The sequence below is a fragment of the Kitasatospora sp. NPDC091335 genome (assembly GCF_044757205.1).
Classification (GTDB): Bacteria; Actinomycetota; Actinomycetes; order Streptomycetales; family Streptomycetaceae; genus Kitasatospora.
The window spans coordinates 139,864-160,940 of the sequence record NZ_JBIVUM010000010.1; the positions used below are offsets into that span (position 1 = coordinate 139,864).

Sequence of the window (21,077 nt, forward strand, 5' to 3'; positions counted from 1 at the left end):
GCCCGGCCGTACTACTTGCTCGCGGGAGCCCCGCCCTCGGCATCGCCCTTCGCGGCGCTGTCCTTGGTGAGCGTCAGCGGCTTGTCCTCGGCCGGCTCGGCGTCGGCCGGCTCGGCCTCCTCGGCCTCCGGCTCGGGCAGCTCGTCATCCGCGGGGCGGCCGTTGATGATCGCGTCGTACTCCTGGGGGTCCAGGACGGCCGCGATGGCGCTCTTGGTGAAGTGGGTGACCACGCCGGGCGCGATCTCCAGCTCGATGGTCTCCTCGTTGACCGCCTTCACCTGGGCATACAGGCCGCCGATGGTGCGCACCCCCGCCCCGGGCTCCAGCGAGGTCTGCATCTGCTGCTGCTGCTGCTGGCGCTTCTTCTGCGACCGGAACATGAGCACGATCGCGATGATCGGGAGGAGAAGGATGATGAGGTTCACTGCAGCCAGGGTCCTTTACGGGCCGCCGGCCGGCGGCCTGTGTGGTATTGGTCGGCCCGTCAGGTGAGAGGGGCGGTCCGGCGGAGTCTAGGCGACCCCGAATCGATCGGACAACGCCAAGCATCGCATCATGCCGCCGAAAGTGGCGAGCCTCCTCCTGCACGGATTCCCCGGACCTCGTTCCGGGCTCCTCCCTGTGCCGACAGGGAAGCACCGGGCGGGAACCGACCGGGCCGAGTCACCCGTTCAGCCGATGGCGGTCAACTCTCGTCTGCCGGGAACAGCTCCGACTGGGCCGGGACGCCTCCCCGAGTGGTCTGGACCGGGTGGGTCTGCGCCGGTGGAGTCAGGCCGAGGTGCTGCCAGGCGGCGGCGGTGGCGATCCGACCGCGCGGGGTCCTGGCGAGCAGGCCCTCGCGGACCAGGAACGGCTCGGCGACCTCCTCGACCGTCTCGGACTCCTCCCCCACGGCGACCGCGAGTGTCGACAAACCGACCGGGCCGCCGCCGAACAGCCGCAGCAGCGCGCCCAGCACCGCGCGGTCCAGCCGGTCCAGACCGCGGGCGTCCACCTCGTAGACGTCCAGCGCCTGGGCGGCGATCTCCACGGTGACCACCCCGTCGTGCCTGACCTGGGCGTAGTCCCGGACCCGGCGCAGCAGCCGGTTGGCGATGCGCGGCGTGCCGCGCGAGCGCCCGGCGATCTCGGCCGCGCCGGCCGGGTCTATCTCCACGTCCAGCAGCGCGGCCGAGCGGTGCACCACCCGCTGGAGCTCGGCCGGGGCGTAGAACTCCATGTGCCCGGTGAAGCCGAAGCGGTCGCGCAGCGGGGGCGGCAGCAGGCCGGCCCTGGTGGTGGCACCGACCAGGGTGAAGGGCGGCAGCTCCAGCGGGATGGCGGTGGCGCCCGGCCCCTTGCCGACGATCACGTCGACCCTGAAGTCCTCCATCGCCATGTAGAGCATCTCCTCGGCCGGCCGGGACATCCGGTGGATCTCGTCGAGGAAGAGCACCTCACCCTCGGTGAGCGAGGAGAGGATCGCCGCGAGGTCCCCCGCGTGCTGGATGGCCGGGCCCGAGGTGATCCGGATCGGCGCGCCCAGCTCGGCGGCGATGATCATGGAGAGGGTGGTCTTGCCGAGTCCGGGCGGCCCGCTCAGCAGCACGTGGTCGGGCGCGCTGCCGCGCTTGCGGGCGGCCTGGAGCACCAGCGACAGCTGCTCGCGCACCCGCTCCTGGCCGATGAACTCGTCCAGCAGCTTGGGGCGCAGCGCCGCCTCCACCGCCTGGTCCTCACCGTCGGCGGCAGCCGTGACCAGCCGGTCGGCGGGTTCCGGGTCGTACATCGTCGCGGGCTCCAGAGTCTCCGGTGTCGACAAAGGGACAGATCGTCAGATGGGTCAGCGGGCGCGGTTGAGGCCGCGCAGGGCGAGCCTGAGCAGGGCGCCGACGTCCGGCGCCGCCTGGGCCTCGGCCTCCGGGGTGACGGCGGCGACCGCCTCGTCCGCCTCGCGCGGGGCGTAGCCGAGACCGGTCAGCGCGGAGTGCAGTTGCTCGCTCCACGGTGCCGGGCCGGCGGCGATCGGCTTCTGCGCCGGGACGGCGCCGTGCGGGGCGCCGAGCTTGTCCTTGTACTCCAGCAGCAGCTTGGCCGCCTTCGCCTTGCCGATGCCCGGCACGGCGACCAGTGCCTTCTCGTCGCCGCCCGCGATCGCCGCGCGCAGCGCGTCGGGGCTGTGCACGCCGAGGATCGCCTGCGCCAGCTTGGGGCCGACGCCGGGCGCGGCCTGGAGGATTTCGAACACGGCGCGCTCGTCGTCGTCCGCGAAGCCGAACAGGGTCAGCGAGTCCTCCCTGACCACCAGCGAGGTGGCCAGCCGGGCGGGCTCCCCCAGCCGCAGCCCGGCCAGGGTGTTCGGGGTGCACTGCACGGCCATGCCGACCCCGCCGACCTCGACCACCGCGAGCCCGGAGGAGATGGCCGCCACGGGCCCCTGCACGAAGGCGATCATCGGACGGTGCCTCTCACGGAAGTGGTACGGGGGCTGGTGCGGGAGGTGGTGCGGGCGGCCTGCACCGCGGCCTCCAGCCGGTTGGTGGCCCCGCCGCGCCAGATGTGGCAGATGGCCAGCGCCAGCGCGTCGGCGGCGTCGGCGGGCTTGGGCGGTGCGTCCAGCCGCAGCAGGCGCTGCACCATGGCGGTGACCTGCGCCTTGTCGGCCCGGCCCGAGCCGGTGACGGCGGCCTTGACCTCACTGGGGGTGTGCAGGGTGACGGGGATGCCGCGCCGGGTGGCGCAGAGCATCGCGACCGCGCTGGCCTGGGCGGTGCCCATCACGGTGCGCACGTTGTGCTGGGCGAAGACCCGCTCGACGGCGACCAGGTCGGGCCGGTGCTCGTCCAGCCAGGCCTCGATGCCCTGCTCGACCAGCAGCAGCCGCTGCCCGATCCCGGCGTCGGCGGGGGTGCGCACCACGCCGACCCCGGCCATCCGCAGCGGCCGGCCCGGCGCGCCCTCGACCACGCCGACCCCGCACCTGGTCAGCCCCGGGTCCACGCCCAGTACCCGTACCACTCGTCCCGTCTCCCTGCTGCTCGCCACGAAGGACCTCCGCAGGCTACCGCCCGGGTCCGACAACCCCACCGACGACACCGGCCCGGTGGTCCAGGGACCACCGGGCCGGGCAGTGAGAACGGTCACTCGCCGTCGATCGACCGAAGGCGTGTCACTCGGCGTCGAGCTGCGCGCCGACCTCGTCGGAGATGTCGAAGTTGGCGAAGACGTTCTGCACGTCGTCGCTGTCCTCCAGCGCGTCGATCAGCTTGAGGATCTTGCGGGCGCCGTCGACGTCCAGCTCGACCTGCATGCTGGGGAGGAAGTTCGCCTCGGCCGAGTCGTAGTCGACGCCGGCGTCGACCAGCGCGGTGCGCACGGCGACCATCTTCGAGGCCTCGGAGACGATCTCGAACGAGTCGCCGAGGTCGTTGATCTCCTCCGGCTCCTGGTCCAGGACGACCTCGAAGAGCTTGTCCTCGTCCACGCCGTCGGACTTGGGGACGACGACGACGCCCTTGCGGTTGAACAGGTACGACACCGAGCCCGGGTCTGCCATCGAGCCGCCGTTGCGGGTCATCGCGACGCGCACGTCGGAGGCGGCGCGGTTGCGGTTGTCGGTGAGGCACTCGATCAGAACCGCGACGCCGTTCGGGCCGTAGCCCTCGTACATGATGGTCTGGTAGTCGGCGCCGCCGGCCTCCAGGCCGCCACCGCGCTTGACGGCGCGGTTGATGTTGTCGATCGGGACCGAGCTCTTCTTCGCCTTCTGGATGGCGTCGTAGAGGGTCGGGTTTCCCTGCGGGTCGGGACCGCCGGTGCGCGCAGCCACCTCGATGTTCTTGATCATCTTGGCGAAGAGCTTGCCGCGCTTGGCGTCGATCACGGCCTTCTTGTGCTTGGTGGTAGCCCACTTAGAGTGGCCGGACATCGCCAGCTCCTTTACGTCGCCAAAGGGAAATGAACAGATGAGATCTTACCGGTGTCGTCACCGGTGGGGCGCACACAGTCAGCGCGCGGCCGACACGGTCAGTGCGCGGCCCCGGCGAGGTGCTCCTCGACCATCCGCACGAAGTACGCGTGCACCCGGTGGTCGCCGGTCAGCTCCGGGTGGAACGAGGTGGCCAGCAGGTTTCCCTGACGCACCGCGACGATCCGGCTCTCCGGGCCGTCCGCGGCGGGCAGCTCGGCCAGCACCTTGACGCCGGCGCCGACCGCCTCGACCCAGGGGGCGCGGATGAAGACGCCGTGCACCGGCTCCTCGTCCAGGCCCGCGAACTCGACCCCGGACTCGAAGGACTCGTTCTGGCGGCCGAAGGCGTTGCGGCGCACCGTCATGTCGATGCCGCCGACGGTCTCCTGGTCGTCGCGGCCGTCCAGGATCTTGTCCGCCAGCATGATCATGCCCGCGCAGGTGCCGTAGACCGGCATCCCGGCCGCGACCCGCTCGCGCACCGGGTCCATCACGCCGAACAGCAGCGCCAGCTTGGACATCGTGGTGGACTCCCCGCCGGGGATCACCAGCGCGTCGACCTCGGCCAGCTCCTCGGCGCGGCGCACCGGACGGGCGAGCGCGTCGGCCTCGGCCAGCGCCACCAGGTGCTCTCGGACGTCGCCCTGGAGGGCGAGGACGCCGATGACAGGAGTGCTCACGGTCTTCAACCTCAATCGATCGTTACGACGGACTACGTGGCGCGGCCCGCCGCGCGCCGAAGCGCTGCGGCGGGCCGGCTCAGGGGGTGGTGACTACCAGCCGCGGTTGGCGTAGCGCTCGGTCTCCGGCAGGGTGTCGCAGTTGATGCCGACCATGGCCTCGCCCAGGTTGCGGGAGGCGTCCGCGATGATCTTCGGGTCGTCGAAGAAGGTGGTGGCCTTCACGATGGCGGCCGCGCGCTTGGCCGGGTCGCCCGACTTGAAGATGCCGGAGCCGACGAAGACGCCCTCGGCACCCAGCTGGCGCATCAGCGCGGCGTCGGCCGGGGTGGCCACGCCACCGGCGGAGAACAGCACCACCGGCAGCTTGCCGAGCTCGGCGACCTCCTTGACGAGCTCGTACGGGGCGCGCAGCTCCTTGGCCGCGGCGAACAGCTCGTTGTTGTCCAGGACGCGCAGCTTGCCGATCTCGTTCTTGATCTGGCGCAGGTGGCGGACCGCCTCGACGACGTTGCCGGTGCCGGCCTCGCCCTTCGAGCGGATCATGGCCGCGCCCTCGGCGATGCGGCGCAGGGCCTCGCCCAGGTTGGTGGCGCCGCAGACGAAGGGGGTGGTGAACGCCCACTTGTCCGAGTGGTTGACCTCGTCGGCCGGGGTCAGCACCTCGGACTCGTCGATGTAGTCGACACCCAGCGACTGGAGCACCTGGGCCTCGACGAAGTGACCGATGCGGGACTTGGCCATCACCGGGATGGAGACCGCCTCGATGATCTCCTCGATCATGTTCGGGTCGGACATGCGGGCCACGCCGCCGTCCTTGCGGATGTCCGCCGGAACCCGCTCCAGGGCCATGACGGCCACCGCTCCGGCATCCTCGGCGATCTTGGCCTGCTCGGCGTTGACCACGTCCATGATCACACCGCCCTTGAGCTGCTCGGCCATGCCCCGCTTGACCCGGGCGGTGCCGATCTGCGGCTGGTCTGCGGTGGTGGGGGTGGTGGACACGTGAGACCTCACTCGAAATGAACCAGTGCTATCGCCCTATGGTAGGCAGACCCGATCGCGCCTCCATGCGCCACCAAGTCCAGCCAGGACGACGGGACACGACAAACGGGCCGTATCCGGGGGACACCCTAAGCAGGCGATCCCTCGGGCGTAAGAGCGGGCGGCGGAGCATCGTCCATCTCGAACGCCAACGGGAACGGCGCCTTCCCCGCCAGCCGGAAGTAACGCACCAGCCGGTGCTCCCGCACCGCCCGCGCCGCCCGGACCGCGTCGTTGTGGAACCGGCGGGCCATCGGCACCCGCCGCGCCGCGGCCGTCAGATCACGAACCGTGTCCTCGCCGCCCGGCTCGGCCACCAGCGCCGCCACCTGCTCCGGCTCCTCGAACACCGCCCGCAGCGCCAGGCTCAGCTGGCTCTCCGCCACCTCGCGCTGTTCGTCCTCGGCCTGCCGGGCCGCGTGTGCCGCGTCCAGCAGCAGCAGCGAGGCCGCCGGATCCAGCAGCGAGGACGTCGCCAGCTCCATCGCCACCGAGGCCCGGCGGACCAGCTGCGCGTCCAGCGCCGCCCGCGCGGCGTCGATCCGGGCGTGCAGCCGGTCCAGGCGCCCTGCCGTCCAACTCAGGTACATGCCGAACAGCACCACGGCCACGCCGGCCCAGATCCAGGTAGTCACGAGCCGCTACGTTACCGGGTGTCACCGGTTCAGCCCCGGGCGGTCGCGTTCCGGTAGCTCTCCCGGTCGATGTCCGCGATGTTCACCGCCGTGAACAGCCGGGTCCCCGGCTCCGGCCGGACGTACTCGGCCAGCAGCGCCAGCACGCCCTCGCTCAGCGCCGCCTTCGCCTCCGGCGTACGGCCCGGGAAGAGCTGGAACTCGACGTACACCTGGGCGTCGTCGGCGATCCCGCCGGTGCCGACCAGCAGCATCTCGCTCTGCCGGAACACCGTCCGGCAGGAGTCCGGCTTCGCGCCGATGGTCCTCTCCGCCAGCTCGTTGATCGCCAGGCCCAGGCCCCTGCGGTCGAAGGTGCCGGCCAGCCGGGCCGAGTAGTCGACGGAAATCTGCGGCATCGGAGGCCCCCATGCGGTGAAGCGGTACGGTCGCCCGACCCTAACCCGGCCGGCCGCCTGACCTCGCAGGCCCCCGGAGGCCGCCGCCGGGGGGATCAGTCCCTGGCCAGGCCGAACCGGCCGCGCCACCCGTTGCGGACGTCCTCCTCGACCACCGCCGCCTCGCCGGCCGTCACCGTCTCGTACACCGAGAGGATGTCCGCGCCGACCGTCGACCAGTCGAACCGCCGCACGTGCCGCGAGGCCGCCTCCCGCAGCTCCCCCAGCCGCACCGGGTCACCCAGCAGCCGCAGCGCCGTACGGGCCAGCGCGTCCGCGTCCTCCACCGGGAACAGCTCGCCCGCCTCGCCACCGTCCAGCACCTGCTTGAACGCGTCCAGATCGCTCGCCAGCACCGGCGCACCCGCCGACATCGCCTCGACCAGGATGATCCCGAAGCTCTCGCCACCGGTGTTCGGCGCCACGTACAGGTCCACGCTGCGCAGCAGCCTGGCCTTCTCCCGGTCGCTCACCATGCCGAGGAACTCCACCTGGCGGCGCACCTCGGGCGCCAGACCGGAGACCGCCTCCTCCTCGTCGCCCTTGCCCGCCACCAGCAGCCGCACCCCGGGGCGCTCCGCCAGGATCCCCGGCAGCGCCGCCAGCAGTGTCGGCAGGCCCTTGCGCGGCTCGTTGATCCGGCCGATGAAGCCGATCGTGCCCGGCTCCCCCTTCGCCGCGTGGCCCATCCAGCGCTCGTCCGGCTCGGCCCCCGCGAAGAACCCGACGTCCACGCCGTTCGGGATCACCACCGCGTCCCCGCCCAGGTGCTCCACGAGGGTCCGCCGGGCGTACTCCGACACCGCGATCCTGGCCCGCATCTTCTCCAGGCCCGGCTGGAGGATCGGCGAGGCCGCGATCATCACCCGCGAGCGCGGATTGGAGGTGTGGAAGGTCCCCACCATCGGCCCGGTGGCCGACCACGCGGCGAGCATCGACAGGCTCGGCGCGGCCGGCTCGTGCACGTGCAGGATGTCGAAGCGCCCGTCGTGCAGCCACCGCCGCACCCGCGCCGCCGACAGGATCCCGAAGCTCAGCCGCGCCACCGACCCGTTGTACGGCACCGCCACCGACCGCCCCGCCGGGACCACGTACGGCGGCAGCGCCTCGTCGTCCTCGGCCGGCGCCAGCACCGACACCTCGTGCCCCAGGCTGATCAGGTGCTCGGCCAGGTCCCGGATGTGGAACTGCACCCCACCGGGGACGTCCCAGTCGTACGGGCAGACGATGCCGATCTTCACGGGTTCCTCAAGCTCCTTCGGACAAGTCGTGCGGGCGGGCTCCGAACGGGCCCCGGGTCACCGGCCCTAGGCCCCGGAGGCCTCGGCCGCGGGTTCGGGAGCCGCCTGCCCGTGCCCGGGGGCTGCCTCCGCACGCTCCGCGGGCGCCGCCTTCACCGTCTCACGGACCGGCAGGTCGGCCAGCCAGAACTTCTGCAGCATGTGCCAGTCCTGCGGGTGCTCGCGGATGCCCTGCTCCCACACCTCCGCCATCGCCTGGGTCATCGCCCGGGTGCGCTCCTTGCGGTCGCCCTCCTCCGGCACCGGCACCTCGGGGTGGATCATCCCGCGCAGCACCGGGCCGTCGTACCAGAGCGTCACCGGCATCAGCGCCGCCCCGGTCCGCTGGCACAGCGCCGCGGGACCGGCCGGCATCCGGGTCCGCTCACCGAAGAACGACACCTCGATGCCCGCCTCCGACAGGTCCCGGTCCCCCACCAGGCAGACCATCCGGCCCTCGCGCAGCCGCCGCGCCAACGTGCCGATCACGTTCACCGACCCACCGGTCAGCGCCAGGACCTCCATGCCCTGGCCCTCCCGGAACTCCACGAACCGGTCGAACAGCCGCTCCGGCTTCAACCGCTCCGCGACCGTCGTGAACGGGTAGCCCTTCTGTGCCACCCAGGTGCCCGCGAGGTCCCAGTTGCCCATGTGCGGCAGCGCTATCAACGCGCCGCGGCCGGCGTCCAGCTGCGCCCGCAGGTTCTCGAAGCCCTCCACCCGGACGTCCCTGGCCACCCGCTCCCGGCTCCACACCGGCAGCCGGAACGACTCCATCCAGTACCGCAGGTACGAGCGCATCCCGGCCCGGGACAGCTCCCGCATCCCGGCCTCGTCCAGCTCCGGACGGACCCGGCGCAGGTTCGCCTCCAGCTGGAGCACCCGCTTGCCGCGCCTGCGCCACGCGTAGTCCGCCAGCCGATCGAACAGCCCCCGGGCCGCCCGCTCCGGCAGGTGCTTCAGCAGCCCCCACCCCAGCGCGTACGCCCAGTACACCAGTCGGTCCGTCACCGCAGGACGCCCCCCATCAGCTCCCGGCCGCCGCTCGGTCGGCCTCGAACGCCTCCCGGCGCACGGTCAGCATCCGCTGGAACACCGTCACCAGGCTGCCCGCCGCCACCAGCCACAGCGCGACCGGCAGCAGCCACTCCACGTACGGCACACCGAACTTGTGCAGACCCGAGACCCCGGCCGCCACCAGGCCGGCCACCAGCCGCTCGGCCCGCTCCACCAGCCCCGACACGTCACACGGCAGCCCCTGGCTCTCCGCCCGCGCCTTGGTGTACGAGACCACCAGGCCGCTCGCCAGGCAGAAGATCGCCACCGCGCACAGCAGGTCGTTGTCGCCCTTCCCGGCGTACCACATCGCCAGGCCGCCGAAGATCGCGGCGTCCGCGACCCGGTCCAGGGTGGAGTCGAGGAACGCCCCCCACTTGGAGCTGCGGCCCAGCTGGCGGGCCATGTTGCCGTCCACCAGGTCCGAGAAGATGAACAGCGTGATCGTGATGGTGCCCCAGAAGAACTCCCCACGCGGGAAGAACACCAGCGCACCGGCCACCGAACCGGCGGTACCGATCAGCGTCACCGCGTCCGGACTCACGCCCAGACGGATCAGGAACGCGGCGAACGGGGTCAGAACACGTGTGAAGAAGGCACGCGCGTATTTGTTGAGCATGGCCTTCCCAGCCGCTCCGAATCTCCCGGGTACCCGACTGGCGCAGCACACACGACAGACGACCGGACGGATCAGCCCGCCCGGCGCTCCCATCGTAGCCACGCCTGGGACACGCTCCGGCGCACGCACCGCCGGACGGCACCCCGCCACGGCACGCACACGTACGGTCACCGACCGGCCGTACGACACGCGCCACCGCGACACCCGACCTCAGGCGTGCCGCGCGGATCAGCTCGGGTCCGCGGCGTTGGGGCACGCACCTCGCCGCGTTGTCGTCAGTCGCCAATGCTCCGCAGTGACTCCGCCCCCAGCCTTCGGCCGGGAGGTGCCCCCACCTCCGCCTTGCGATGCACGCACCCCAACGCCGCAGCCTCATCCGGCCTCATCCGCGCGGCACGCCTAGACTGCCAAGGACAGCCTCGGCGCCACGGGAGGAGACCCCGATGCCCGACCGCAGCACGGCACGAGCCGGCCAGGCACCCGCCGTCACCGGCCCGAAGGACCTGCGCAACGTCGTCCTCATCGGTTCCAGCGGTGTGGGGAAGACCACCCTCGCCGAATCCCTCGCCCACGCCGCCGGCGCCACCGGCCGAGCCGGCCGCGTCACCGACGGCACCACCGTCTCCGACCACGAGGACATCGAGCACCAGCAGCAGCGCTCCGTCCAGCTCGCGCTCCTCCCCCTCGAATGGAAGGGCGTCAAGATCAACCTGATCGACCCGCCCGGCCACCCCGACTTCGCCGCCGACCTGCGCGCCGCCCTGCACGCCGCCGACGCCGCCGTGTTCGTCGTCTCCGCCCCCGACCCGGTCACCGCCCCCACCCGCGCCCTGTGGCGCGAGTGCGCCGCCGAGGGCATCCCCCGCGCCATCGCCGTCGCCAAGCTCGACCTCGCCCGCACCGGCTTCGACGACATCCTCGCCGCCTGCCACGACGCCTTCGAACTGGGCCCGGACACCCTCCGCCCGCTCTTCCTGCCCGTCCTCCACGACGGACACCCCGACGGCAGCGTCGACCTCCTCACCGGCGACACCTACGGCGACGCCGAACCCCTGCCGGACACCGCCCCCGCCCACGACAGCCTCGTCGAGGCCATCTCCGGCCAGGACGACACCCTCATGGAGCGCTACCTCTCCGGCGACCCCCTCGACACCGACTCCCTCGAAGCCGGACTGCGCCGCGAAGTCCTCGCCTGCGCCCTCCACCCCGCCGTCCCCACCAGCGACAACGGCCTCGGCGCCACCGAACTCCTCGACCTGATCGCCCACACCTTCCCCGACCCCACCGAACGCACCCGCCCCGGCCCCGCGTGCGACCCCGACGCCCCGCTCGCCGCCCAGGTCGTCCGCGTCACCGGCGACGCCTACGTCGGCCGGATCAGCCTGCTGCGCCTGTACGCCGGCACCCTGCGCCCGGACAGCAGGATCCACCTCGCCGGCCCCGCCCACACCGCCGACCAGAACGGCGACGAACGGGTCACCGGCCTCACCAGCCCCTTCGGCAAGCTCCAGCGCCCCGTCCCGCACGCCGTCGCCGGTGACCTCGTCTGCGCCGCCAAACTCACCACCGCCCGGGCCGGCGACACCGTCCACGACCCCGGCCACCCCGTCGCCCTCGACGGCTGGCCCCTCCCCGAGCCCCTGCTCCCGATCGCCGTCGAAGCCCACAGCAAGGCCGACGACGACAAGCTCTCCCAGGCCCTCGCCCGGCTCACCGCCGAGGACCCGGCGCTCCGCCTGGAACAGAACCCCGACACCCACCAGCTCGTCCTCTGGTGCACCGGCGAGGCCCACGCCGAGGTCGTCCTCGACCGCCTCCGCACCCGCCACGGCGTCCACGTCGACACCGTCGAGCCCCGGGTCGCCCTGCGCGAGACCTTCGGCAGCGCCGCCGCAGGGCACGGCCGCCTCGTCAAGCAGTCCGGCGGCCACGGCCAGTACGCCATCTGCGACCTGGAGGTCGAACCGCTCCCGGCCGGCTCCGGCTTCGAGTTCCGGGAACACGTCGTCGGCGGCTCCGTCCCCAAGCACTTCATCCCCTCCGTCGAGAAGGGCGTCCGCGCCCAGCTCGCCAAGGGCGTCACCACCGGGTACCCGCTCGTCGACGTCCGGGTCACCCTCACCGACGGCAAGGCGCACTCCGTCGACTCCTCCGACGCGTCCTTCCAGAACGCCGCCGCACTCGCCCTGCGCGACGCCGCCGGTCACGCCGTCATCCGGCTGCTCGAACCCGTCGCCGCCGTCAGCGTCCTGCTGCCCGACGAGTACCTCGGCGCCGTCCTCGGCGACCTCTCGGCCCGCCGCGGCCGCGTCCTCGGCACCGAGACCGGCTCCGCCGGCCTCACCCTGCTGCGCGCCGAGGTCCCCGAACTCGAACTCGTCCGCTACCCGACCGACCTGCGCTCGCTCACCCACGGCACCGCCGAGTTCTCCCGCGCCTACCTGCGCCACGAACCCATGCCCGCCGCCCTCGCCGAGCGCTACACCGACTGAGGCGCTACTCCGGCCGGACGGCGGGCTTGCGGGCCGGCAGCGCGCAGGCCGCCGTACCCCCCGGCAGCCGGTGCCGGTTGCGCGCCACCCAGCGGTAGGCGAGCCCCGCCAGCGGACGCACCGGCGCCGCCGTCAACACCGCGCCCAGGTACGCCCACGCCCCGCCGGAGCGCATCAGCAACCGCGCGACCGCCTGCGCGCCCCCGTACACCCGCCCGGACGGCGTCACCCAGAGCACCTCCCGCTCCGCCCGCTCCGCCGAGACCTCACCCCGGGCACCCGCGTGCCCGTCCAGCCCCGAGAGGTCCGCCCACTGGAACGCCACCGCCTCCCAGCCCCCGGACGCCAGCGTCTGCCGCAGGTACCGCTCCGCCCAGCGCACGCAGGACGAGCAGAACGCGCAGTCCCCGTCGAAGACCAGCACCGGATCCTTCACGACCGCTCCCCTCTCCGTACTTCCACCCTCCATCCTGCCCCACCGCCACCAAGCGCACCGCGACGGGTATCGACCCGTCCGAAGCTGGGCATCATGCCCCTCAGGCCTCCGGTGACGGTACTTCAGACGATCATCCGCGCAGGGGTGCCACGGCACGGTAACCTGCCGCTGACAAGGGGAGGAGGGGACGCCACCGTGACCACACTCGACATGACCCCGGGTGCGCAGATACCCAGGACCGACGCCGGTCCGCAGACCGCCATCACCCAGGGGCTCTCCTCGACCGCCTACCGCGACGGCGAGATCGGGGGCTTCGTCAACGCCGTCACCGACGCCAAGGAGAAGAAGGGCCGCTTCGCGCTCTTCCGCCCCAACCTCGGCGAGGCGTTCAGCAAGGCACTGATCTCCCGCGCGCTGGGCGGCGGCCGCAAGCCCCTCGTCCCGGCCTTCGGGGTCGACACCCGCCAGGTCGTCGAGCACTGCCTGGCCGCCGAGGAACTGCGCACCACCCGCGACCGCCGGCTCAGCGTCGTCTCCGTGGTCACCGGGCTGCTCTTCCTGCCCGGCACCCTGGTCTGGCTCGGCGCCTTCCAGCTGCGCGCCTGGCTCAAGCGGGACAGCCCGAAGTACGCGGACGTCTACGGCGGCATCGTGCTCCTCCTGACGGCCGGCCTCGCGATCCTCTTCGCGCTGCGCCCGCCGGCCTCGGGCGTCCTCGGGATCTACCTGCGGATCACCATGCTCGCCCCGATCATCGGCTGGTACCTCGCCCGCCGGATCGTCGAGCGCTTCGCCAAGGACCTGCGCACCCGCTGGCAGGCGCTGGTCGAGGGCAGCGTCGTGGCCGCCTCCGTCGCCAAGGCCGTCCCCCGCGACGACCTCGACAAGAAGGCCAACGACCTGCGCGACCAGCTCGGCCGCCTGGACGCCGAGCAGGAGACCAACATCCACCACTACGCCGGTCCCAAGGGCATCCTCGGTGCCGGCCGCCGCTGGGGCGAGTGGCGCCTCGCCGACACGCTCCACCCCGCCGAGGGCCACGCCGACTTCCGCGCCTTCCACCCCTGGGACCTGATCCGCCGGATCTCCGCCCACCTCAAGGGGCTCGGCGTCAGCCACGTCGCCAACAGCGGCATGCCCAACGTCGCCATCAAGCAGTGGGTGGTCTTCGACATCGGCGAGGGCGCCGACGAGATCAGCCGCCCCGGCAACGCCGACATGGACGGCGACCGGATGCGCGACTTCGCCGTGCAGAGCGTCGCCGACAAGCAGACCTTCTCCGGCGGCCCCCGGCACTACCTCGCCACCCAGTTCATCACCCACGACGGCAAGCTGGTCCTCACCTTCACCGTCACCGTGACGCTGCTCGCCAACGTCCTGAACATCACGGTGTCCGGCTACGCGCTCGGCCCGGTCAAGGGCGTCTTCTTCGACAAGCCCAAGGACAAGGAGAAGTCGGTCTCCAAGACCGTGAGGTTCTGGGAGGAGCGCACGGTCAAGCTCCGCCTGATCGACAACGACGAGGTCGTCCGCCAGGCCGTCCGCGCCCCCTTCTACCGGATGCCCGGCCTGCTCGGCTGGCTTGGCGGCGGGCTCGGCCTGCCCGAGCCCTTCGGGCTGCGGCACATCTGGGCCGGCCGGGCCTGGGAGAACCGCTCCATGGTCGACAACGCCCAGAACGCCGCCGTCCCGGTGCTCGCCGCGGTCCACGCCGCCACCCTGGAGTTCCTCCAGGAGCACGACCTGGACGCCGACCGCTTCTTCAAGAACCGCACCTCGATCATCAAGTCCGAGGCGCAGAGCCCCCGCCCGTACAACGTGGACGAGTTCAGCGCCGGCTGATGTCCCGAACGGCACGGGAGGGCCCCGCCGAGATCCTCGGCGGGGCCCTCCCCCGTACTCCCGGCGTGCTCCGGGTCAGCCCTGCGGCCAGGCCTCGGCCAGCATCTTCCGGGTGTCCGCCAGCAGCTGCGGCAGCACCTTGGTATGGCCGACCACCGGCATGAAGTTGGTGTCCCCGCCCCAGCGCGGCACCACGTGCTGGTGCAGGTGCGCCGCGATCCCGGCCCCGGCCGCCGCGCCCTGGTTCATCCCGATGTTGAACCCGTGCGCCCCGGAGGCCGCCCGCAGCGCCGTCATGGCCTTCTTGGTGAAGTCCGCCAGCTCGGCCGTCTCGGCCTCGTCCAGGTCGGTGTAGTCGGCCACGTGCCGGTACGGCACCACCATCAGGTGCCCGCCGTTGTACGGGTACAGGTTCAGCACCGCGAACACGGCGCTCCCCCGGGCGATGACCAGCCCGTCCTCGTCGCTCAGCGACGGGATCGAGCAGAAGGGACAACCGTCGTCCGGAGCCGGACCGGTGGGCTTGTTCTCACCCTGGATGTAGGCCATCCGATGAGGGGTCCACAGGCGGCGGAAGCCGTCCGGCTCGCCGACGCCCCGCTGAAGTTCCGGCTCAGTCGTCATGCTGATCAGCATATTCGCCCGACGGTGCTTGCAAAGCCGCGCGGGGCAGACTCTTCGAGAGGCTGCCCCGCGCGGTCCCCGCCGGGGCGGGGGCTACGTCACACCTGGATCCGGTTCTTCACCGCGTCCACGATCTCGGCGACGGCCTCGTCGACCGGCACGCCGTTCTTCTGCTCACCGTTGCGGTAGCGGAACGACACCGCGCCCGCCTCGACGTCGTCGTTGCCCGCGATCAGCATGAACGGCACCTTGGTCTTCTGGGCGTTCCTGATCTTCTTCTGCATGCGGTCGTCCGAGGTGTCCACCTCGACCCGGATCCCGTGCTTCCTGAGCTTGGCCGCGACCTCCAGCAGGTACGGCACGTGCTCGTCGGTGATCGGGATGCCGGTCACGGTGACCGGGGCCAGCCACGGCGGCATGGCGCCCGCGTAGTGCTCCAGCAGCACCGCGAAGAACCGCTCGATCGAACCGAAGAGCGCACGGTGGATCATGACCGGACGCTGACGCGAGCCGTCCGCCGCCGTGTACTCCAGGTCGAAGCGCTCGGGCAGGTTGAAGTCCAGCTGGATCGTGCTCATCTGCCACGTCCGGCCGATGGCGTCGCGCGCCTGCACCGAGATCTTCGGGCCGTAGAAGGCCGCGCCGCCCGGGTCCGGCACCAGCGGGAGGCCCTGCTTCTCGGCCACGCTCGCCAGGACGGCGGTGGCCTCCTCCCAGGTCTCGTCGCTGCCGACGTACTTCACCGGGTCCTTGGTCGACAGCTCCAGGTAGAAGTCGGTCAGACCGTAGTCGCGGAGCAGGTTGAGCACGAAGGTCAGCGTGGAGTCGAGCTCCTCCGCCATCTGCTCGCGGGTGCAGTAGATGTGCGCGTCGTCCTGCGTGAAGCCGCGGGCCCGGGTCAGGCCGTGCACCACGCCGGACTTCTCGTAGCGGTACACCGTCCCGAACTCGAAGAGGCGCAGCGGCAGTTCACGGTACGAGCGGCCGCGCGCGTCGAAGATCAGGTTGTGCATCGGGCAGTTCATCGGCTTGAGGTAGTAGTCCACGCCCTCGTCGAGCTGCATGGGCGGGTACATACCGTCCGCGTACCAGTCGAGGTGGCCGCTCTTCTCGAAGAGCTTCCCCTTGGTGGCGTGCGGGGTGTAGACGAACTCGTAGCCCTCCTCCTCGTGCCGCTTGCGCGAGTAGTCCTCCATGGCCCGGCGGATGATGCCGCCCTTGGGGTGGAAGACGGCGAGGCCGGAGCCGATCTCCTCCGGGATGGAGAAGAGGTCGAGTTCGTTGCCGAGCTTGCGGTGGTCGCGCTTCTCGGCCTCGACGAGGAAGTCGAGGTGGGCCTTGAGCTCGTCCTTGGTCGGCCAGGCGGTGCCGTAGATGCGCTGCAACATCGGGTTCTTCTCGCTGCCGCGCCAGTAGGCGGCCGCGTTGCGCATCAGCTTGAACGCCGGGATGTGCCGGGTGCTGGGCAGGTGCGGGCCGCGGCAGAGGTCGCCCCAGCACTGGTCGCCGGTCTTGGCGTCCAGGTTGTCGTAGATGGTGAGCTCGCCGGCGCCGACCTCGACGTCGGCACCCTCGCCGGCGGTCGCGGCGGAGCCCTTGAGGCCGATCAGCTCGATCTTGTACGGCTCGGCGGCCAGCTCCTCGGCGGCGGCCTCGTCGGTGACCACCCGGCGGGAGAACTTCTGCCCGCGCTTGATGATCTCCTGCATCTTCTTCTCGATGGCCTTGAGGTCATCGGGGTGGAACGGCTTCTCGACGTCGAAGTCGTAGTAGAAGCCGTCCTTGACCGGCGGGCCGATGCCCAGCTTGGCCTCGGGGTAGAGCTGCTGCACGGCCTGGGCCATGACGTGCGCGGTGGAGTGGCGCAGGATGTCCAGGCCGTCCTTGCTGCCGATCCCGACCGGCTCGACCTCGTCGCCGTCCTGGACGGCGTACGCGAGGTCCTTGAGCAGGCCGCCGACGCGGGCGGCGATGATCGAGCGGTCGTCGGCGAAGAGCTCGGCGGCCGTGGTGCCCGTCGTCACCACGCGCTCTTCCCGATCGGGTTCGCGGCTGATGATTACCCGGACGTCCGTCACCGGTCTCTCCTGACGTGCTGGATTTCAGAGGACGCAACACTGCGCTGCGCGTGACGATGGTACCGAGAGCGCCGCCCCCGCCGTCCACCTACGCCCCTCCCCGCTCTCCCTCCGCCTTCTCCCCGAGCGACTTCAGCAGGCGCTCGCGGTCCCCTTCCTCCCAGGCGCAGAACTCCAGTCCGTGCGGGCCGGCCAGTCGGCGGAAGCCGTCGTTCCGGTCCAGCCGGCCGCGGACCCGGACCGGCAGGCCCGCGAGGTGGGCCTCGGCGGCCAGCCGGTAGTCGGGGTCGGGCAGGCGGAGCCTGAGTTCGCGGACCTCGGCGCCGGCCAGCACCCGCAGCCGTACCGAGCCCCGGCCCGTCGGGTCGGCGCGCTTGAGCCGGGTGACCACGCCGACCACGGTGACGGCTACGGCGGGCTCACTGCGTTCCAGCAGGTCGGCGGCCTCCGCCAGGGCGGGCAGGTCGCCGGGCGAGAAGTCGAGGTCGATCCGGCGGTCCCCGAAGCCGCCGGGCGTCCCCGCGGCGGGCGACCAGGCGACGCCGAACCGGGCGCCGGTCGCGCCGCGCACCAGGTCCTCGACGGACCGGACGAGCTCCCTGCTGACCCCGGCCCGGACGGCGTTCCCGAGCGCCTCGGGCCCGCCGCTGACCCGCCGGTAGTCGACGGCGTCGCGCAGTGCCTCCAGGGCGCGGACCAGGGTGGTGACGGCGGCCCGGCCCTCCGGGGCGGGGGTGTACGCGGTGAGGGTGGCGCCCTGTTCGACGAGCAGGACGCGGTCCAGGAAGTCCCCGGCCAGGCCGTCCAGCCGGGCGCCGAAGTAGCCGGCCGTCGCCCGGGAGGCCTTGGCGCCGGCGGCGAGCATCCCGCGCGCCGCCCGGCGCAGCCGCTCGGCCTCGTCCCAGGGAGCGGCCCCGGCGGGGCCGGACGGTTCCCGCTGCCAGCGCAGCTCGTCGCCGGGGACGGCGAGGGCGAGCAGGATCGAGCGGGCGGAGGGGGTGCGGGAGCGGGAGAGCGCGGTGACGGCGTCGGTGAGGAGCTCGACGGCGTCGTCGAAGCCGTCCCCGGCCGGCACGAGCAGGCTGGTGCCTGGCTCGTCGTCGGGCGGGGTCCAGCGTCCGTACCGGGCGGCGGGTCCGCCGCGGCGGACCCAGCCGTGCCGGGCGAGCAGGGTGGCCAGCACCGTCGGGTCGACGGCGGCCGGATCGGGCAGGGGCCTGGCCGGCTCGCCCGGTCCGTACGGCGGTGTCATGGGTCCGCTTCCTCCCTGCCGGGGCCGGGCCGTCACGGGCTGCCGCCCGCGCCGACCCTGGCCATGATGGCGCACAGCGCGCGGTCGTCGAAGACCTCGCCGGTGGGCACCCTGACGTTGGTACGCCGCTGTCCGGTGACCGGGTGGCCGGCCAGGTTGATCCAGTAGCAGCAGTGCCGCAGCTCCAGGGCGTCCGGGCGGGCCCGCAGCCAGTCGTCGACCCGGCGCGGCAGCAGCATCACGACCAGGATCCGCGGCACGGCGACCCTGGGCCGGGCGAGCTTGCGCAGGTGGTCGTTGTCCAGGGTGAAGCTGAAGAACGGCCCGGCCGGGTCGGGCGCGACCTGCTGGGTGGCCTTGAGCTGGATCTTGACGGTGACCTCGTCGTCCACCTCGTGCGTCCGGGAGCCGTGGCTGACGTGCCAGTCGATGCCGTTGTCCGGGAACGGCTGGGAGAGCGAGCAGCCGGCCGCGGCGGCGACCGCGTGCAGGTAGCCGACCTGCAGGGTCTCCATGCAGGCGGTCACCGCGAGGTTCCCCCGCAGGACGGCCGCCGCCCCCTCGGGCTGCGGCTGGGTCAGTGCCATCGCCCGTGGCCTCCCCCGGTTCCGGGCCCGTCCCGGTCCGGGCGGGCCAGTCGATTCGAACGGGACGGTCATGGGCAGGATCCCCGGTCGGGCTTGGGCCAAACGGGTTGAAGGAGCGTCAGGACCGGGTATCAACCGGGCGCAACGCTCGTCTGAGGGGCAGTCATGCAGCAGCTCTGGTACACCGGCCCGCTCGCCTCCTTCGACACCGAGACCACCGGCGTGGACGTGGAGCACGACCGGATCGTCTCGGCCGCCCTGGTCGTCCAGCTCGCGCCGGGCGCAGCGGTGCGGACCACCACCTGGCTCGCCGATCCGGGCGTGCCGATCCCGGACGGCGCCCGCGCGGTGCACGGCATCACCGACGAGCAGGTGCGCGCCCACGGCCGCCCGGCCCGCACGGTGGTGGCGGAGGTCGTCCGCGCGCTGGCGGCCGAGGCGCTGGCCGGGCGTCCGGTGGTGGTGATGAACGCGCCCTACGACCTGACGCTGCTGGACCGGGAGTCGCGCCGTCACCACGGCCTGACGCTGACCGACGGGCTGGCCGCGGCCGGGCTGGTGGTGCTGGATCCGCGGGTGCTGGACAAGCACGTGGACCGCTACCGCAAGGGCCGCCGGACGCTGACCGACCTGTGCGCCCACTACGGCGTGGAGCTGGCCGGAGCGCACGACGCGGCGGCGGACGCGACGGCGGCACTGGAGCTGACCCGGCGGATGGGCACCCGTTACCCGGCCGCGATCGGCGGGCTGACGGCGGCGGAGCTGCACCTGCGGCAGGCGGTCTGGCACGCGGCGCAGGCCCGAGGGCTGCAGCGCTGGTTCGACCGCTCGGGGACGCCGGAGCGGGTGGACCCGTCCTGGCCGCTGCGGCCGGCCCGGTGCGGCTGCGGGCGCCGGCTGGAGCCCGAGCACGGCTGCGAGGCGGCGGCGTAGCGGCCGGCCCGGCATTCGGTCCCGAACGCGCCGCAGGCCCTGACCGGTTTCCTGGTCAGGGCCTGCGTGCTGTCCGGTGGGCGATACTGGGATCGAACCAGTGACCCCTTCGGTGTGAACGAAGTGCTCTCCCGCTGAGCTAATCGCCCGGGCAACGAGATGAACTCTAGCACCATTCACGGGTGGTCGTACAACTCGTCCGTTCCGGGTACTTCCGGGCACCGCCGACGCCTCCGCAGAACTCCCGCTCCGCGCGGAAGGTGACTGTGCCTCAGCCGATTACCGACGGCTCTTCGGGCGGATTCCGGAAATACATGTGAGGCCCAGCCGATAATCGACTGGGCCTCACATATCACAATGCATTCCGGTGGGCGATACTGGGATCGAACCAGTGACCCCTTCGGTGTGAACGAAGTGCTCTCCCGCTGAGCTAATCGCCCGGGTGCAGGGAAAACATTACCGCATCCCGGGGGGTGCTCCGAACACCGTCGCCGCCCTCGGCCGCGCGCCCGGGCAGGTCAGCTCCCGTCCGGCCACCAGGGGACGGCCAGGCCGTAGCGGGCGAAGTACCAGCCGCCCGCCCCGGCGATCGCGGCCAGGCCGATCACGGTGAGGGTGAGGTTGCGGCGGCGCACCCGCGGGTCCATGGCCCGCTGGGCGGCCTCGGCGACCTTGCGGCGGGTCCGGCGCAGGGCCAGCTGGGCCCAGCCGAACTCGGTGGCCCAGACCCCCATGCCGAGGAAGATCACCAGCCAGCCGGGGCCGGGCAGTGGCAGCATGACCAGTCCGAGCACGACCACGGCGAGCCCGGCCAGGAAGATCGCCACCTGCCAGGCCCGGTGCAGCGTCCGCGAGCGGCGGACGAAGGCCGGGGCCCGCGAACCGACCGCCCTGCCGCCGTCGACGGCCGCGTCAACCTCCCCGGCCGCTTCACCCGTTCCCGTGTTCCCGCCCGCCTTGTCGTTTCGCACAGTCATGCCAGGAAACTAACCAAGAAGTACCCGGGTAATGCCCGGCCCGGCTGCCCCGAGGCGATTCCGCAATGCGCCGTAAGGGGTACGACTCGCGCCCGAATCGGGACAGAGGGGTTTACATCGGTCGTGGGGGTGGGATGGTCCGTTCGCCGA

General features: G+C 72.2%; 21 protein-coding genes and 2 tRNA genes. 3 read left to right on the top strand and 20 right to left on the bottom strand.

Going from position 1 to position 21,077, the window contains the following annotated elements; genetic code table 11:
- Positions 1-11: 11 nt before the first annotated feature.
- From yajC to pgsA, 12 genes are all read right to left on the bottom strand, one after another.
- On the bottom strand, positions 12-428 hold the full coding sequence (gene yajC / locus ACIQOW_RS22090) for a preprotein translocase subunit YajC (RefSeq protein WP_401087490.1): 417 nt from the start codon (positions 426-428) through the stop codon (positions 12-14).
- 260 nt (positions 429-688) lie between these two features.
- The gene (gene ruvB / locus ACIQOW_RS22095) at positions 689-1,774 is read right to left on the bottom strand and encodes a Holliday junction branch migration DNA helicase RuvB (RefSeq protein WP_401087492.1); all 1,086 of its coding nucleotides are present in this window, start codon (positions 1,772-1,774) and stop codon (positions 689-691) included.
- 54 nt (positions 1,775-1,828) lie between these two features.
- Positions 1,829-2,440: a Holliday junction branch migration protein RuvA gene (ruvA, locus tag ACIQOW_RS22100; protein WP_401087494.1), complete on the bottom strand. Its 612-nt coding sequence runs from the start codon at positions 2,438-2,440 to the stop codon at positions 1,829-1,831.
- Positions 2,437-3,003, bottom strand: a complete 567-nt coding sequence (gene ruvC / locus ACIQOW_RS22105; protein ID WP_401087740.1) for a crossover junction endodeoxyribonuclease RuvC — start codon at positions 3,001-3,003, stop codon at positions 2,437-2,439. The genes ruvA and ruvC overlap by 4 nt, the downstream gene beginning before the upstream one ends.
- A gap of 151 nt (positions 3,004-3,154) precedes the next feature.
- On the bottom strand, positions 3,155-3,913 hold the full coding sequence (locus ACIQOW_RS22110) for a YebC/PmpR family DNA-binding transcriptional regulator (protein ID WP_401087496.1): 759 nt from the start codon (positions 3,911-3,913) through the stop codon (positions 3,155-3,157).
- A gap of 98 nt (positions 3,914-4,011) precedes the next feature.
- On the bottom strand, positions 4,012-4,635 hold the full coding sequence (pdxT, locus tag ACIQOW_RS22115) for a pyridoxal 5'-phosphate synthase glutaminase subunit PdxT (protein WP_188301513.1): 624 nt from the start codon (positions 4,633-4,635) through the stop codon (positions 4,012-4,014).
- 93 nt (positions 4,636-4,728) lie between these two features.
- Positions 4,729-5,640, bottom strand: a complete 912-nt coding sequence (gene pdxS / locus ACIQOW_RS22120; protein ID WP_401087499.1) for a pyridoxal 5'-phosphate synthase lyase subunit PdxS — start codon at positions 5,638-5,640, stop codon at positions 4,729-4,731.
- Between the two features lie 128 nt (positions 5,641-5,768).
- A complete protein-coding gene (locus tag ACIQOW_RS22125) occupies positions 5,769-6,314 on the bottom strand; it encodes a hypothetical protein (protein ID WP_401087501.1) in 546 nt (181 codons plus the stop codon).
- A gap of 29 nt (positions 6,315-6,343) precedes the next feature.
- Positions 6,344-6,712: a 5-carboxymethyl-2-hydroxymuconate Delta-isomerase gene (locus tag ACIQOW_RS22130; RefSeq protein ID WP_401087502.1), complete on the bottom strand. Its 369-nt coding sequence runs from the start codon at positions 6,710-6,712 to the stop codon at positions 6,344-6,346.
- Positions 6,713-6,807: 95 nt separating this feature from the next.
- On the bottom strand, positions 6,808-7,992 hold the full coding sequence (locus ACIQOW_RS22135; protein WP_401087504.1) for a glycosyltransferase family 4 protein: 1,185 nt from the start codon (positions 7,990-7,992) through the stop codon (positions 6,808-6,810).
- A gap of 66 nt (positions 7,993-8,058) precedes the next feature.
- Positions 8,059-9,042 (bottom strand): phosphatidylinositol mannoside acyltransferase, encoded by a 984-nt coding sequence (locus tag ACIQOW_RS22140; RefSeq protein WP_401087506.1) that lies wholly within the window; start codon positions 9,040-9,042, stop codon positions 8,059-8,061.
- 16 nt (positions 9,043-9,058) lie between these two features.
- A complete protein-coding gene (gene pgsA, locus ACIQOW_RS22145; RefSeq protein WP_401087508.1) occupies positions 9,059-9,706 on the bottom strand; it encodes a phosphatidylinositol phosphate synthase in 648 nt (215 codons plus the stop codon).
- Positions 9,707-10,149: 443 nt separating this feature from the next.
- Between pgsA and ACIQOW_RS22150 the strand changes: the two genes are divergently transcribed.
- Positions 10,150-12,198: an elongation factor G-like protein EF-G2 gene (locus ACIQOW_RS22150; protein ID WP_401087510.1), complete on the top strand. Its 2,049-nt coding sequence runs from the start codon at positions 10,150-10,152 to the stop codon at positions 12,196-12,198.
- A 4-nt stretch (positions 12,199-12,202) separates the two neighbouring features.
- On the opposite strand, the gene ACIQOW_RS22155 is transcribed toward ACIQOW_RS22150, so the two are convergent.
- Complete coding sequence (locus ACIQOW_RS22155; RefSeq protein WP_401087512.1) at positions 12,203-12,667, bottom strand: thiol-disulfide oxidoreductase DCC family protein; 465 nt, start codon at positions 12,665-12,667, stop codon at positions 12,203-12,205.
- Positions 12,668-12,829: 162 nt separating this feature from the next.
- Here ACIQOW_RS22155 and ACIQOW_RS22160 point away from each other — a divergent pair, with 162 nt between their 5' ends.
- Complete coding sequence (locus tag ACIQOW_RS22160) at positions 12,830-14,476, top strand: hypothetical protein (RefSeq protein WP_401087514.1); 1,647 nt, start codon at positions 12,830-12,832, stop codon at positions 14,474-14,476.
- 75 nt (positions 14,477-14,551) lie between these two features.
- Here ACIQOW_RS22160 and ACIQOW_RS22165 read toward each other — a convergent pair whose 3' ends face one another.
- The 4 genes from ACIQOW_RS22165 to ACIQOW_RS22180 all read right to left on the bottom strand — a co-directional run bounded on the left by ACIQOW_RS22165 (position 14,552) and on the right by ACIQOW_RS22180 (position 19,017).
- Entirely contained in the window at positions 14,552-15,112 is a 561-nt protein-coding gene (locus ACIQOW_RS22165; protein ID WP_224278767.1) for an HIT domain-containing protein, read from the bottom strand.
- An 86-nt stretch (positions 15,113-15,198) separates the two neighbouring features.
- Positions 15,199-17,178 (bottom strand): threonine--tRNA ligase, encoded by a 1,980-nt coding sequence (thrS, locus tag ACIQOW_RS22170; protein WP_401087517.1) that lies wholly within the window; start codon positions 17,176-17,178, stop codon positions 15,199-15,201.
- Positions 17,179-17,266: 88 nt separating this feature from the next.
- The gene (locus tag ACIQOW_RS22175; protein WP_401087519.1) at positions 17,267-18,430 is read right to left on the bottom strand and encodes a hypothetical protein; all 1,164 of its coding nucleotides are present in this window, start codon (positions 18,428-18,430) and stop codon (positions 17,267-17,269) included.
- A 32-nt stretch (positions 18,431-18,462) separates the two neighbouring features.
- Positions 18,463-19,017 (bottom strand): DUF4365 domain-containing protein, encoded by a 555-nt coding sequence (locus ACIQOW_RS22180; RefSeq protein WP_401087521.1) that lies wholly within the window; start codon positions 19,015-19,017, stop codon positions 18,463-18,465.
- Positions 19,018-19,182: 165 nt separating this feature from the next.
- Here ACIQOW_RS22180 and ACIQOW_RS22185 point away from each other — a divergent pair, with 165 nt between their 5' ends.
- Complete coding sequence (locus ACIQOW_RS22185) at positions 19,183-19,950, top strand: exonuclease domain-containing protein (RefSeq protein ID WP_401087523.1); 768 nt, start codon at positions 19,183-19,185, stop codon at positions 19,948-19,950.
- 77 nt (positions 19,951-20,027) lie between these two features.
- Here the strand turns inward: ACIQOW_RS22185 and ACIQOW_RS22190 are convergent.
- From ACIQOW_RS22190 to ACIQOW_RS22200, 3 genes are all read right to left on the bottom strand, one after another.
- Positions 20,028-20,099 (bottom strand) — tRNA-Val (locus tag ACIQOW_RS22190).
- A gap of 219 nt (positions 20,100-20,318) precedes the next feature.
- Positions 20,319-20,390, bottom strand: a tRNA-Val gene (locus tag ACIQOW_RS22195).
- A 78-nt stretch (positions 20,391-20,468) separates the two neighbouring features.
- Positions 20,469-20,927 (bottom strand): TIGR02611 family protein, encoded by a 459-nt coding sequence (locus ACIQOW_RS22200; protein ID WP_401087525.1) that lies wholly within the window; start codon positions 20,925-20,927, stop codon positions 20,469-20,471.
- Between the last annotated feature and the right edge of the window lie 150 nt (positions 20,928-21,077).